A 14,014-nucleotide genomic window follows, 5' to 3' on the forward strand; every position below is an offset into this window, starting at 1 on the left:
GGGAATAATATAGGCTCAGAAGAACCCTCCTATGACGAAGTGTATTCTGGAGCTGGAGGTATCTCCGGGCACCTTCTTTGTCTTCCACGCCCAGTCCAGCCTTATGGGAGCCATGGGAGTTATGAACCTTATCCCCACACCGTAGCCTCCCCTCCAGTTCTTCGGGTCAAAGTCTCCCCAGCTGTTTGCTCCCAGACCTGTATCGTAGAACACTCCCGTGTAGAGCATATCGTGTAGCTTGTAGTTCAATTCAAAGTTCAGTATCAGTTCCTTGGTAGAGCCTATGGGGTCGTTGTTCTGGTCAACCACCCCCGCCATACCGTAGTCGTAGCCCCTTATGGTGAAGTCACCACCGACGAAGAACCTCTCGTCAAGGGGAACCTCCTCACCCCCGTAGGGCTCAACGAAACCCACTGTAGCCTTAGTTGAGAACACGAAGCCCGAATCAAAGTAGGTGTCCTTTAAAAACTTTGAACCTGTCAGCACGACCCTGTGGAACTTCTCCGTCCCCCCGAGGGCAGGCACAGCGAGCGAGTAGCTCAGGCTTGCGTAAGAGCCCTCCGTTGGGAAGAGGAAGAAGTCCCTCGTGTCCCTTGACAAGCCGAAGATGATCTTCCTTGACTCTCTCCTACCCTCCTGCTCCCTGACGAACACCGAGGCGTTGGGGTCTATGTCGGAATACTTTATCCTCTGGAAGCTCAGACCGATTGACCAGCGCCAGTACTCCCAGAACTCCTTGGAGAAGGTGGCACTCGCACCCTGCCTCTCAACGGTGTAGGTCGTGTACTCTATTCTCCGGTCAAAGAGCGACCAAGTCAGGTCAACGGGTTTGTTCATAAACCACTTGTCCGTATAGGAGATGGAGTTGTCCTTGTACTGAGAACCGTAGCTAACGGAAAGACCCAGCACATCTCCCGTCCCCATGAAGTTCCCCTTCTTGAGGGAGACAAAAGCAGAAAGCTTAGTCACCTCGTTGTAAGAGAGACCCACCGAAAACTGACCCGTGAACCTCTCCCTTATCTTCACAAGGAGGTCCCACTTCTCATCTCCCGCAGGTATAGGCTGTATCTGAACGTCCTCATAGTAGCCGAGGTTGAGAATCCTGCTCCTTGACCTTCTTATACCACCCTTTATGGCGAGCTCCTGCTCCTGAACCCTCAGCTCCCTCCTTATCACGTAGTCCCTGGTCTCGTAGTTCCCCTCAATCTTAACCTTCCTGATGTAAACGGGCTTGCCCTCATGAACCTTAAGGGTGAGGTTAACCTTCTTGCCGCGGGTGTCTATCTCCTTCCTCTCCTCAACGAAAACGTTGGCAAAGCCTATCTCCGCGTAGAGACTCCTTATATTTCCCTTGATCTTCTGAATGACCGCTTCGCGGTAAAAACCACCCTTCCTCTTGTTCTTTTTAAGAATGTTCCCAACGAGCTCGGAGTAAGCGTAGAGGGTGTTTCCTTCTATCCTTAGCTCTCCCAGCTTATATCTCGGACCCTCCTCAATGAATATGTATATGTCGTGCCTCCCGTTCTTTTTCTCAACTTTGTAGTCCACCTTGACTTCAAGGAACCCCTCACCCTTGTAAAACTCCCTTATCCTCTCTATGTCCTCCTTGAGAACCTCTTCGCTGAAGGGGGGTTTTAACCTGAAGATAAGTATGTTCCTGTCCTCAGTCTGCATCAGATCCATAAGGTCTCCGTCGGAGAAGGTCTTGTTCCCTTTGAAGACTATATCCACTACGTACTTCTGCTCCCTCTCCTTTATGTGAAAGACGAGTTTGGACGCTCCCTTCTTGGGGACTATCTCGTAACTCACCTCCACATCCGGGTAGCCCTCCTCCCTGTATATCTCCTTTATCCTGTCTATGAGAAACTTTATGTCCTTTTGGGATAGAACCCTGCCGAGCTTTATTCTCCTCTGTATCTCAAGCCTCTCCTCTATAGCCGGGCTTGATGTGTAACCCGTTATGAGCTCATCAACGTCAAGCTTGCCCACCTCCGTCTCAATACCGAGCTTGTCAGCGAGGTCCTCGTCGTCCAGTTCCTCATTACCCTCAAACTCAATCTTGTATATAACCGGCTGGTCTTCCACAACGTAGAGCAGCCTGACCTTGCCGTCCTCGTCAAACCTGTGAACCTCTATCCTCTTGAAGAACCCAGTTCTGAAGAGTCTCCTTATGTCTGCACGAACCTTCTCTACGGAGAACTCGCTTCCCTCCTTGGTTACGAGGATCTCCTTTATCAGGTCTTCCGGGACGTACCTGTTCCCCTTTATCTCTATCTTGCTTACAACCTGAGAGAAGGTCAGACCTGCCCAAAGAAGTACAGGCAGGATATAGAGAACGGGTCGTATCACAGAAAACGTATTATATCAGAAGGGGAGGAGACCCCGCCCTCAAGTTTCCTTGAGCAGAGCTTCCTCCAGCTTTTCCTTCTTCTTGACCGGTTTTATGTAGGGCTTACCGCTCCTGACCCTTATCTCAACCGTGTCTACGTCCTTCAGAGTTCCCTTTATGAGCTCCTCCGCAAGGAGGTCTTCCACGTGCTTCTGGAGGGCACGCTTGAGGCTCCTCGCTCCGAACTCGGGCTTGTACTCTTTCTCTATTATCCAGTCAACGAAGCTCTTGTGGAGCTTTACCTTTATCTCCCACTCTTCCAGCTTCTCGTTGACCTCCTTGACCTGAAGCTCAAGTATCTTCTCAACATCCTTCTTATCAAGGGGTCTGTAAACTATGACCTCGTCAAGCCTGTTGAGGAACTCGGGGTTGAAGGTTCTCTTTACCTGATCCATCACGTTCTTTCTCATCTGGTCAAAGTCAATCATACCGAACTTCTTCTCAAAGCCCATCGTTCCGCCCTGGACTATCATGCGGGCGCCGAGGTTAGAGGTCATGATGATTATGGTGTTGGAGAAGTCTATCGTCCTACCGAGCCCGTCGGTGAGCCTCCCGTCGTCAAAGATCTGGAGGAAGACGTTGAAGACGTCCGGGTGAGCCTTCTCTATCTCGTCAAAGAGCAGGACTGAGTAAGGTCTTCTCCTGACCTTTTCGGTGAGCTGTCCGCCCTCTTCGTAACCTACGTATCCGGGAGGTGCGCCTATGAGCCTTGAGACGGTGTGCTTCTCCATGTACTCGGACATGTCAAACCTTATCAGAGCCTCCTCAGTTCCAAAGAGGTACTCAGCGAGTGCTTTAGCGGTCTCCGTCTTACCCACACCGGTGGGTCCCAAGAAGAGGAATACACCTATGGGTCTGTGCTTGCCCTTCAGACCGACCCTTGATCTCCTTATAGCCTTGGCTATAGCCTTTATGGCATCGTCCTGACCTACTACGCGCTTCTTGAGTTCGTCCTCTATGTGGAGGAGCTTCTCCATGTCGCTCTCGTGAACCCTTCTTACGGGTATCCCCGTCCACCTCGCGACGACCTCCGCCACGTCCTCGGCGGTTACCTTGGGTCTGTCCTTCTCCATATCCTGCTTCCACTTAGCCTTCAGGTTCTCAAACTTAGCACGCAGCCTGAGCTCTTCGTCCCTTATGTTCGCAGCCTTCTCATAGTCCTGCTCGTTCGCAGCCTCTTCCTTCTCCTTCTCAAGCTCCTTTATCCTCTCCTCAAGCTCCTTGAGTTCTGGAGGCAAGTCCATCGCCTTGAGCTTGACCAGAGCTCCGGATTCATCAACCACGTCTATCGCCTTATCGGGCAGGTTCCTGTCGGTTATGTACTTCACGGACAGGCTTACAGCCTTCTCTATCGCCTCGGGTGTGTACTCCACGCCGTGGAACTCCTCAAACTTCTTCTTGAGTCCGTAGAGTATCTGAACCGTATCCTCCTCGGAGGGCGGATCAACGAGGACGGGCTGGAACCTCCTCTCAAGTGCCCCGTCCTTCTCTATGTACTTCCTGTACTCGTCAAGGGTTGTGGCACCTATGACCTGTATCTCACCCCTTGCGAGGGCTGGTTTTAGCATGTTGGAGGCGTCTATTGAACCCTCCGCAGAACCCGCACCAACGAGGGTGTGTATCTCGTCTATGAAGAGTATAACGTTGGGAGCCTTCTCAAGCTCCTTGAGTATGTTCTTTAACCTTTCCTCAAACTGACCCCTGTACTTCGTTCCTGCCACGAGGGCTGCGAGGTCAAGGGCTACCACCCTCTTGTTCAGGAGAGGTTCTGGAACCTCCTTGTTGGCTATCCTCTGGGCGAGACCCTCCACTATGGCGGTCTTACCGACTCCGGGGTCTCCCAGCAGTACAGGGTTGTTCTTCCTCCTCCTGACGAGTATCTGGACTACCCTCTCTATCTCCCTTTCTCTACCTATTACAGGATCAAGCTTTCCTTCCCTCGCCATCTGGGTCAGATCCCTTGAGAACCTGTCCAGATTGGGGGTCGGGGCATACTTTACACTCTCCTGGGGAGGTAGCTCTCCGAGTATCTGGAGGACTTCCCTTCTGACAGAGTACTCGTCAAGACCGAAGCCTCTCAGTATCCTTCCGCCGAGTCCCGTCTTCTCCCTCACTATACCTATGAGGAGGTGCTCGGGACCGACGAACTGGTGGTGGAGTATCCTCGCCTCCTCCACCGCAAACTCTATGACGCGCTTGGCGTCAGGGGCGAAGAGTATCTCTCCCGTGTGGGAGCCCCTGTTGACCTGACCCATTATCGCCTTTCTAACCTTGTCAGGTGTAAGACCGAACCTGGACAGCACCAGGGTAGGTATGTCCTCTTCCTTTATCAGTGCGAGCAGTATGTGCTCGCTACCGAGGTAGCTGTGTCCCAGGTCAAGCGCCTCTTCCCTTGCCTGGAGTATTACCTGTCTTGCTCTTTCCGTAAACTTTTCAAACATGTTCTAACCTCACTTGAGTTTATAAGATAACAATACGAAAGACTAATGACAATACCATGCGTAAAGTCATTGACCCCCATCATTTGACACCGCGTCAGCGGTCTTTTATTCTAAAGCACGATGGCAACCAAGAAAAAGAAGACCTTCAAGATAAGCCTTATAGTTGAGGCTTTCCAGAACCTTGAGAAGTCCTACGTTGACCTGAAGAAGCACGTATCTCTGCCCGAAGAGGAGTTCGTGAACAACAAGCTCGTCCTTGACAAGGTGAGGATTGACTTCAACCTCGCCTTTGAGAGCTGTATGAGGGTATGCAGGCACATGTCCAGCGTTCTGGGACTCAAGACCAGCTCAAAGGACTGCCTCGTTAAGCTCGCCCAGCACATAGGAATGAAAGAGGTGGAAAAGCTCCAGCGCTTTACGGAGTTTTACTTCAAGTACAGAGACCTTAAAGAGGCTGTGTCTCCTAAGGAGCTCTACAGGTTCCTGAAGGAAAACCTCGTGATGTTCAAGGAGTTCGCGAGGGCTGTGGTGGAGTTCGTCAAGGAGACCACGGGCAACTACCTCCTCATAGACTTTGACCTGCTCAACGAGAAATCCAAGTTCATAAAGGACTCCGTAAAGAAGGTGGACTTCGTCCTCCGGCAGGGGCTTGAGGAGTTCAAGTCCAAGCCCATGTACTACGACAGGGTAAAGTACTTCTATCAGGTAGCCTACGACTCCCTCTTTGATATATGCAAGCACCTCGCCCCCAAGTTCGGGATAAAGAAGTTCGGGGACGACTGCCTCTCCAAGATGGTGGAGGCTGGGATAATCCCGCAGGAGTACTACATGGACGTCTTCAAGCTAACAAACCTCAAGAACAAGCTCATAAGCACCTGGGAAGTACCTCCAGAAGAGCTCTACGAGTCTTTGAAGGAGCTGAATCCAAAATTTGAGGCTATAGTTAAGGAGATATCCAAGAGCCTGAAGAAACTCCTTGAGGAGAGGAGCGTGAAGAGATGAGGTTGTTCATAACGGGTGTGGGCTCTGGTCTGGGAAAGGCTCTCGCTGAGACCGCTCTGAGGAGGGGCTACGAGGTATATGCCCTCAGCAGACACCTGCCCGAAGAGCTGAAGGGTAAGGTGAAGTTCGTAAGGTGCGACCTCAGGGAGCTTGAGAGGGTTGAGGGTTGTGTCCGTTCACTGCTTGAGGGTGTTGACTTCCTTGATCTCGTGATACTCAACGCGGGAATTCTCGGAGAGTTCGGAGACATGAGGGAAGTCTCCCTGTACAGATTCCGAGAGGTAATGGACTTAAACGTCTGGGCTAACAAGGTCATTCTTGACACCCTGGTGGATATTAAGGTTGAACAGATAATTGGCATATCCTCAGGGGCGTCTGTGAACTGCAACAGAGGTTGGAACGCCTACTCCATATCCAAGGCGAGTCTGAACTGCCTTTTAAAGCTCTACGCCCGTGAGATGGAGAACACCCACATAATCGCCCTCGCTCCCGGGCTCGTCCTGACGCCCATGCTGGAAGAGGTGATGAAACAGGACACCGACAAATACCCCTCGGTGAGGAGGATAATCGAGTCTCCCAAGAGAACACCCGAGGAGACCGCAGAACTGATATTTGAGATACTCCCCAAGCTCAAGGAGTACGAGAGCGGGTCTTACGTGGACGTGAGGAAGATGTGATTAAATATGGCTATGAGCGCCCAGACCACTGAGATAATCGAGAAGGTAAAGGGCGACAGGAAGGACTTCGGTATATTCTTCACCCCAGATTGGGTAGTTGACTTTACGATCGGTCTGATAGAAGACGAAGGTCTGGAATTTGATAACCTGAAGATACTCGAACCAGCCGCAAGTGGCTGCCAATTCCTCTACGGCGTGAAGAAAAACCGGAGGGATATATTCACCAAAGCTATCAGGAAGGTCGGCGTTGAAGTCAATAGAGAGGTTATAGAACACGTTCATGCTTCAGACGGAATCACGATCGTTCACCACGACTACCTTCTCTGGGATACGGAGGAGCGCTACGACCTGATCATAGGGAATCCGCCCTACGGCATACCGAGTCTGTCCGACCACTACACCATAAAGATAGACAACAAAACGAAGGAGAAGTACAAAAAAGTCTTTGAGACCTGGCATGGTAAGTACAACGTGTACGGAGCCTTCATAGAAAAGTCCATTAAACTTCTGAAAGATAACGGTCAGCTCCTCTTCATAGTCCCGGCAACCTTCATGATCCTTGACGAGTTTAAGAAGCTCCGTAAGTTTCTTTCCGAGAACGGGAAAACGGAGATCATATATATGGGCTCGGAGGTATTCAAGCCCGAGGCTGATGTGACAACCGTCGTCCTGAAGTTCAGGAAAAGCAGGGAAGAGAAAAACAAACTCAAACTGTACGAGCATCGTGAGGGTAGTCTTGAGCTTGTATTAAAGGACGACTCATGGAGGGGTGAGATAGTTCTGCTCAGCTCAGAGTTCAGCAGGGAGGTTGACAGAGTCTGTAGTTTCCGCCTGCGGGATATATACGAGGTCAGAATCTCCCCAAGGACACCCGAGATAAGGAACAGCCCCTACGTCATCAAGTCAGAAGATAGAGACCTAAAGGGACTTCTTCCGATACTCAACGGCAGGAACCTAAAGGTAGGTAAAGTTATATACGAACCTCTAACGGGATACTGGATAAAGCCCGAGCACAAAACTAAGCTCAGAAAGTTCTTTGACCGACCCCATATCGTAGTGGGTCTCGGGTTCAGAGGAGATGGGCAGATAGGTTCCGCTTACGACTACAGGGTTTATCCATGGATGGGAGATGTTTACCACCTTTTGAGGAAGAATACACTTCTGAACGCCAACTTTGATCTGACAGAACGGGAGGTCGTGGAGTTTTTAAACTCAGAAATCATAAAGAGGTACGTCAAGGACATCTTCCGAGAGATAACGTACCACCTGAGCATAACACAACTGAACGTGCTTCCTATGCCCACAAGAGAGGAGCTATGCAAGTTAAAGGAAACCCTGACATGGTGAGGGACTGGGAGAGGGATTTAAGGAAGTTTGAAAGTTCTTGGGTGGACTGGAGCTGGAAAAGTACAAGGAGCTCAGAGCTATAAAAACCGTTGAACAGGATTTGCCTCAAGACCTCCTACCCCTTGAAATTTACTACCGCTACTACTGGGACAGTACGGACTTCAAGGATTTTGAGAAGGTCTTTGAAATATACTGGCACGAGAAATTGAACCCTTACATTTACAACTTTATAAAGAAGTACTTTTACGGTTGTTCCCTCCAGTTCGTTGAGGAGGGGTTCAAGGCGAGGCTTTACAGGATATGAGTCTCCTTACTCACCCAGTTCCACTTTCAGTATCTCTGGAATGCAACTCAGAAGGAAAAGATCGTATCCTCTCCGGAGCTTGACGCGATGGGAATAGACGGGATAGTTGATCTGAAGAACCTTAAGGTAGGCATACAGATAAAGAAGGTCTCCTACAGGAGGGAAGCTTCGAACAGGAGGTTTACGAAGAGGCAACAGAAGTTTTCCGACATAATCGTTGAAGTTCCCTATCTCGTCGTTGACATAGAAGACCTGCAGAACAAGATAGCGAGCCCAAGGGTAAAAGAGAAATCAAGAGAACGGCTACATGACGCTCCTTCAGCTCTTTAACGAAAACTTCATGAAACTGGATAACGGCTTCGTGATCTTCAGGAGGAGTTACCTCGAACGCGTTCGCGAGGTTATACTCAAAAAGTTCCTAAGTATTAGGAAAGGTTCCAAGATCACCTACGATGAAGTTTTATCCCTCTGATAACATCTCAGCCACTTTCCTGAGTATCTTCTGTGAAGCCTTGAGCTTTGTGGTAGGCGGGATCTCCTCCTCAGAGTTTTCAGCTATTATCCAACCCTTATAATTCTCCGATCCCATCGCCGATGATGGATTTGCCACTATCATATCAAGGTTCTTGCGCCTCAGCTTCTCCTTTGCGTTCTGGAGTATGTTATCCGTTTCCAGAGCGAAGCCTACAAGAAACTGACCTTTCTTCCTCCGCCCCAGATCTTCCAGAATGTCAGGCGTTTTCACCAATTCAAGGGTTAGGGTTTCTTTCTTCTTTATCTTCTTGTCTTTGAACTCCTTTGGTCGGTAATCCGCCACCGCAGAGTTCATGATCACCACGTCCGCGTTTTCAAACTCTTTGAGGACGGCGTTTAGCATATCTTCCGCAGTCTTTACCCTCTCTATATAAACCTCCGGTGGTTCCTTGGCGGTTGTGAAGCCGGCTATGACCTTGACCTCAGCACCCAGCCACCTTGCGACCCTTGCCAGAGAAAAGCCCATCTCACCGCTGGAGTCGTTGGATATGAAGCGGACGGGGTCTATGTACTCCCTCGTAGCACCGCAGGTGATCAAAACCCTCTTTCCCTTCAAGGGTTTATCCTTCAAGGCGTAGCACACCCAGTCCAAAAGCCTATCCTCGCTTGCCAGCTTGCCCTCTCCCTCCTCCTCACAGGCTAAGACACCCCACTCAGGCTCTATGACTATGACTCCACGATCTTTTAGCTTCTTTAGATTCTCCTGAACCGCAGGGTTCTTATACATCACCGTGTTCGCAGCGGGAGCTATTAAGAGCTTGCCGTTGTATGCGAGGGCGGTTGTGGTCAGGAGGTTATCGCCTATACCCAGAGCGAGCTTTGAGAGTGTGTTCACCGTGCAGGGCGCTATCAAAAACACCTCAGCCCAGCGGGCGAGGTTTATATGGGCAAGAGGCTCATCAGACCAGTTGCTAAATACTTTATTCCCCGATAGAGTTTCAAAGGTAAGCTCCCCCACAAATTTCCTCGCAAAGGGAGTCATGATCACCTTGACCTCTGCTCCTTCCTTCTTGAGCTCTCTGACCAGCTGGGCGGACTTGTAAACTGCTATGCCACCGGTTACACCGAGGAGAACCCTTCTACCTTCAAGGAGCCTCATCTCTATACCAAACTCAGTGCCTGAAGTGCCGCATGCCGGTAAGCACCATAGCCATGCCGTGCTCCCTCGCCGCTCCGATGACCTCCTCGTCCCGTATAGAGCCTCCCGGATGTATAACGGCTGTTATACCTGCATCGTGAGCGGTGTCTATGGAATCTCTGAAAGGGAAGAAAGCCTCCGAGGCGAGGACTGCACCCTTGAGGTCAAAGCCGTGTCTACGTGCCTTTTCTATGGCGCACCTGAGACTGTCAACCCTTGACACCTGCCCGGAGCCTATGCCCAGCGTCTGCCCCTCTTTGGCTATAACGATGGCGTTGGATTTGACATACTTGCATACTTTCCAGGCAAAAAGAAGGTCTCTCATCTCTAACTCGGTAGGTTTACGCTCCGTGACCACCTCCAGCCGGCTGTAAAGCTCGCCGTCCTCATCCTGTATAAGGAAGCCCCCGCTGACCTTCTTTACGTCGTAAGTGTTGGACATACCGAGAAACCTTATGACCCTGAGGTTCTTCTTCTTTGAGAGTACACTCAGGGCTTCCTCCTCAAACTCAGGTGCCACGACGACCTCAAGGAACATGGAGGTTAACTCCTCCGCAACCTTTAAACCAACTTTGTCGTTGAAAGCTACTATACCCCCGAAGGCTGACTCTGGATCAGTCTCCTTAGCTCTCCTGAAGGCTTCCAGAAGATCACTCCCCGTAGCCACCCCGCAGGGGTTGTTGTGCTTAACTATCACACAGGCAGGATCGTTGGGAAACTCCAGGGCTATACGGACGGCAGAGTCCGCATCCAGGTAATTGTTGAAGGACATCTCCTTACCCTGAAGAATCTGAGACCTTGCTATACCGAGCTCCTCAAAGGGGTTCACGTAAAGGGTGCCTTTCTGGTGGGGGTTTTCTCCGTATCTCAGCTTTGAGGAGAGCCTCATGGGTATGCTGAGTTCCTTTCCCTCCTCCTCTATGTTGAAGAGGCTCTTGAGAGCTGTGGATATTACGCTGTCGTAATAAGCTGTGTGGGAGAAAGCCTTCCAAGCGAGGTAAGCCCTGTCAGACTTGCTCAGGCTACCCTTCTCAAGTTTCTCCACCACCCAGTCGTAGTCCTCCGGGTCAACGAGGACTATGACTCTGAAGAAGTTCTTCGCCGCAGCCCTTATCATGGACGGACCGCCTATATCTATAAACTCCATGAGCTCCTCCTGCTGGAGCTCCTCCCTCATCATCTCCTCAAAGGGATAGAGGTTCACCACCACCACATCAACGGGGAGTATGCCGAGCTCATCTATCTCCTCCCTGTCCTTCTCAACCCAGTCCCTGTAAAGTATCCCGCCGTGTATGACCGGGTGCAGAGTCTTCACCCTGCCGTTCAGTATCTCGGGGAAGCCGGTCACCTTGGCTATCTCCTCCGTCTCTATGCCGTGTTCCCTCAGATATCTGGCGGTTCCCCCCGTGGAGAGTATTTCGTAACCGAGGTTCACGAGTGCCCGTGCAAGCTTCTCTACGCCCTCTTTTCTGTAAACGGATATTACCGCTCTCATGCTTCTATTATACTTATTGAGTGGGAGTGCTTAAAACCTTCCTCCACAACATCCTTGAAAACGACCGCTCTCGGGAGTTCGTTCTCTACCAGAGCTTCTCCTTCAGCGTCCTCATGTTATCCATAGTCTTCGGTCTCTACGACGAGTTTAAGGGATTTCACTCGGAGCTACACCCCTTCATCTTCAAGCTTGAGATATTCGTATCAGGGCTCATAGCCTTTGAGTACATGGGAAGGTTTCTCCTCGCAGAGAGGAAGCTTGAGTACCTCATAAACCCCCTCTCAATAATAGACCTGATAGCCATATTCCCCTACTTCCAACCATTCAGAATCCTGAGGTTCGTGGTCATAGTCGCTCGTCTCCTGAGGATAGCCTACAGATACAGGTACTTTGCCAAGGGACTGACCCACATATTCCGGAGCGTGTCCTTTGAGTTCTACTTCATATTCGCCTTCTTCGCCTTCTTCTTTGTGACTTCGCTGGTGATAATGTACTCCCTTGAGAGAGGGGCTGGGAACCCCCAGGTTAATTCCTTCTTTGATGCCCTGTATCTGGTTGTGATAACCATGACGACGGTGGGCTACGGGGACATAACCCCGATGACGTGGGAAGGGAAGCTCCTATCCATGCTCCTTGGGGCGGGCGGGCTCTTCCTCTTCTCCATGTCCATAGCCACCATAAGCGCTGGCTTCTTCAACTACATTCAGATGCTCAAGCTGGGTATGATAAGCTTCAAGGACATGAAGAATCACATAGTTATATGCGGCTGGAACGAAACTGCCCAGGTGATAATAGAGAACCTCGGGCGCCTGGGGAAGGACATAGTCGTGGTCACCCAGCAGGACATCAAGGTGCCAGAGGGAGTCCACTACAAAAAGGGAGACTTCGGCAGGGAGGACGTACTTCAGGACGCAGGGGTGGAGAAAGCGAGCATGGTCATAGTTCTTGCGGAGAAACTTCCCGGGTTCTCCGAGGATTCAATAGACGCGAGGACTATACTCACAGGCATGCAGGTCAGAGACCTCAACAGGGACACAGTCCTCGTCCTTGAGCTTCTGCTCAGGGAGAACGCCAAGCTGATAAAGAGGAGGAGGATCGCCGACTACCTGATAATAGGCGGGGAGATGTTAGGAGTCATAATATCCAAGTTCGCTCAGGAGAAGTTCTACGGGGAGTTCTTCAGCCACATAGTTGAGCACATAGACGTGGACACGGTGGAATGGAAGGAGGAGAGCACGGTAGCTGAAGCAGAGAGGAAGCTGGAGCAAAGAGGTTACCGGGTAGTTGGCGTTATAAGGGATAGCAGGCTAATATACTTCCCCCGCATATCCTTCCGGCTTCACAGGGGTGATAAACTTCTTTTAATAAAAGAGCACTCTAAGGAGGAACGGACATGAGAAAACTGCTCGCAGCGCTGCCCCTTATAACGGGCTTAAGCTTTGCCCAGTACTTTGATGGAGACGTGGTGCGGGAGTTCGGTGTAAAGACCGGTTTGGTCAAGGTGAAGTACAACAGCATAGACGGAACCGAGCCCGACAAGACCCTTGAAGAGTTCTTCTCCGTTTACGGTTATATGGGAGCGAGAACGACCGCCGGTTTCACCGCCGGTGCCTCCGTTGAGCTGGCTACGGGCAGTAAGATGACGAAAAACCGGATGATAATATACACAGCCTTAGAGCTGAACCCGGCGGTTGAGCTGAACCTGTCGGAGAACCTCAGGGCACACACGGGGTTCGGTGGCTCCATAAACAGGTTCAAGGAGAGGGCTGGCGGAAGGACTAACGAGGATACCAACTTCGGTCTTCAATTCTTCCTCGGAGCCAAGCTGAACCTGACGCCCACCTTCGGTTTACTGGGAGAGTATAAGGGAAAGATATTCATGACGGGAGACTACGACGGGGACGTAGTCCATCACCTGAACCTGGGATTGTTCTTCCTGATACACTAAAGTCCGAACCTAACCGGCTTGCCCCCTCCGGGAACTTCCTTTATAGGGGGCTTGTGCCTCAGCATATTGAGGGAAAAGTTCAGGTTGTCGTACAGGGTTATGGAGTAGTTGTCCCAGAATACACAGGTTCCCGCAAGGCAGAAGTAACCGCCCGAAGGCGGTGCTATCTGTTCCGCTATTAGGAGAGTGTAATTATCTTCGTTGGAGACAGCGCTGTCTTCAGCCCTCGCCACTATCTTTATATCCGGCATTATGGGCTTTATGGAAGCCGTGCAGGGCAGAAGTATCCTCTCCACGTTGACCTCGTTCGCATCGTTCTTGTTGTATCTCCTTATCTTCGTAGTTACCACGAAATACTTGTCCCCGTTATGGTTGCTCTTCTCGTCTGTGACCTCGTCCCCGTTGAGCTCCATGCCGAACCTTCTCGCAAGGGTGTTGCAGGTGTCAGCTATGTGATCCTCGTTCTTGTAGTAACCGAGCAGTATGACCTTCTTACCGTCGTCCCAGACCCACTTCTCCACCTCTTTGGCTTCCTCTTCAGAGAAGGGTATCTCAGGGTAGTTGAAGACCACGGTATCGTACTCCTTTAGCTTTTCCCAATCGTCCACCTCATCTATCTCAATGCCTGCCTTCTGGGCTTCCCTCTGGAGTATTGAGAAGTAGTAGTAGTCTGTTATGGTGAACTCCTGATGGGTTATGCTCCATCCAACTCTAACCTTCTGCATGGTATTTAATTATA

10 protein-coding genes and 1 pseudogene are annotated in these 14,014 nt (G+C 50.7%); 6 read left to right on the forward strand and 5 right to left on the reverse strand.

Annotated elements, in window-relative coordinates:
• Positions 1-15: 15 nt before the first annotated feature.
• Positions 16-2,349: an outer membrane protein assembly factor BamA gene (gene bamA, locus HG1285_RS10275; RefSeq protein WP_008287269.1), complete on the reverse strand. Its 2,334-nt coding sequence runs from the start codon at positions 2,347-2,349 to the stop codon at positions 16-18.
• Between the two features lie 39 nt (positions 2,350-2,388).
• Positions 2,389-4,830 carry an ATP-dependent Clp protease ATP-binding subunit gene (locus HG1285_RS10270; protein ID WP_008287270.1) on the reverse strand — a complete coding sequence of 814 codons (2,442 nt, stop codon included), beginning with the start codon at positions 4,828-4,830 and terminating at the stop codon, positions 2,389-2,391.
• A gap of 120 nt (positions 4,831-4,950) precedes the next feature.
• Between HG1285_RS10270 and HG1285_RS10265 the strand changes: the two genes are divergently transcribed.
• The 4 genes and pseudogenes from HG1285_RS10265 (at position 4,951) to HG1285_RS20220 (ending at position 8,490) form a co-directional block, all read left to right on the forward strand.
• Positions 4,951-5,832: a HepT-like ribonuclease domain-containing protein gene (locus tag HG1285_RS10265; RefSeq protein ID WP_008287271.1), complete on the forward strand. Its 882-nt coding sequence runs from the start codon at positions 4,951-4,953 to the stop codon at positions 5,830-5,832.
• On the forward strand, positions 5,829-6,509 hold the full coding sequence (locus HG1285_RS10260; RefSeq protein ID WP_008287272.1) for an SDR family NAD(P)-dependent oxidoreductase: 681 nt from the start codon (positions 5,829-5,831) through the stop codon (positions 6,507-6,509). The genes HG1285_RS10265 and HG1285_RS10260 overlap by 4 nt, the downstream gene beginning before the upstream one ends.
• Before the next feature lie 6 nt (positions 6,510-6,515).
• Positions 6,516-7,856 (forward strand): TaqI-like C-terminal specificity domain-containing protein, encoded by a 1,341-nt coding sequence (locus tag HG1285_RS10255; RefSeq protein ID WP_008287273.1) that lies wholly within the window; start codon positions 6,516-6,518, stop codon positions 7,854-7,856.
• A gap of 37 nt (positions 7,857-7,893) precedes the next feature.
• Positions 7,894-8,490 (forward strand): annotated as a pseudogene (locus HG1285_RS20220) (TaqI family restriction endonuclease).
• Positions 8,491-8,620: 130 nt separating this feature from the next.
• On the opposite strand, the gene coaBC reads toward HG1285_RS20220, so the two are convergent.
• Positions 8,621-9,793: a bifunctional phosphopantothenoylcysteine decarboxylase/phosphopantothenate--cysteine ligase CoaBC gene (coaBC, locus tag HG1285_RS10250; protein ID WP_008287278.1), complete on the reverse strand. Its 1,173-nt coding sequence runs from the start codon at positions 9,791-9,793 to the stop codon at positions 8,621-8,623.
• 13 nt (positions 9,794-9,806) lie between these two features.
• Positions 9,807-11,327: a bifunctional phosphoribosylaminoimidazolecarboxamide formyltransferase/IMP cyclohydrolase gene (gene purH, locus HG1285_RS10245; protein WP_008287279.1), complete on the reverse strand. Its 1,521-nt coding sequence runs from the start codon at positions 11,325-11,327 to the stop codon at positions 9,807-9,809.
• Between the two features lie 26 nt (positions 11,328-11,353).
• Between purH and HG1285_RS10240 the strand changes: the two genes are divergently transcribed.
• Both HG1285_RS10240 and HG1285_RS10235 read left to right on the forward strand, forming a co-directional pair.
• Positions 11,354-12,724, forward strand: a complete 1,371-nt coding sequence (locus HG1285_RS10240) for an ion channel (RefSeq protein WP_008287280.1) — start codon at positions 11,354-11,356, stop codon at positions 12,722-12,724.
• The gene (locus HG1285_RS10235) at positions 12,721-13,275 is read left to right on the forward strand and encodes an outer membrane beta-barrel protein (protein WP_008287281.1); all 555 of its coding nucleotides are present in this window, start codon (positions 12,721-12,723) and stop codon (positions 13,273-13,275) included. Before HG1285_RS10240 ends, HG1285_RS10235 begins: the two co-directional genes overlap by 4 nt.
• Here HG1285_RS10235 and HG1285_RS10230 read toward each other — a convergent pair.
• Positions 13,272-14,000 (reverse strand): hypothetical protein, encoded by a 729-nt coding sequence (locus tag HG1285_RS10230; protein WP_008287282.1) that lies wholly within the window; start codon positions 13,998-14,000, stop codon positions 13,272-13,274. The two genes, HG1285_RS10235 and HG1285_RS10230, sit on opposite strands and share 4 nt — an antisense overlap.
• Between the last annotated feature and the right edge of the window lie 14 nt (positions 14,001-14,014).

It is taken from the genome of Hydrogenivirga sp. 128-5-R1-1 (assembly GCF_000171895.1).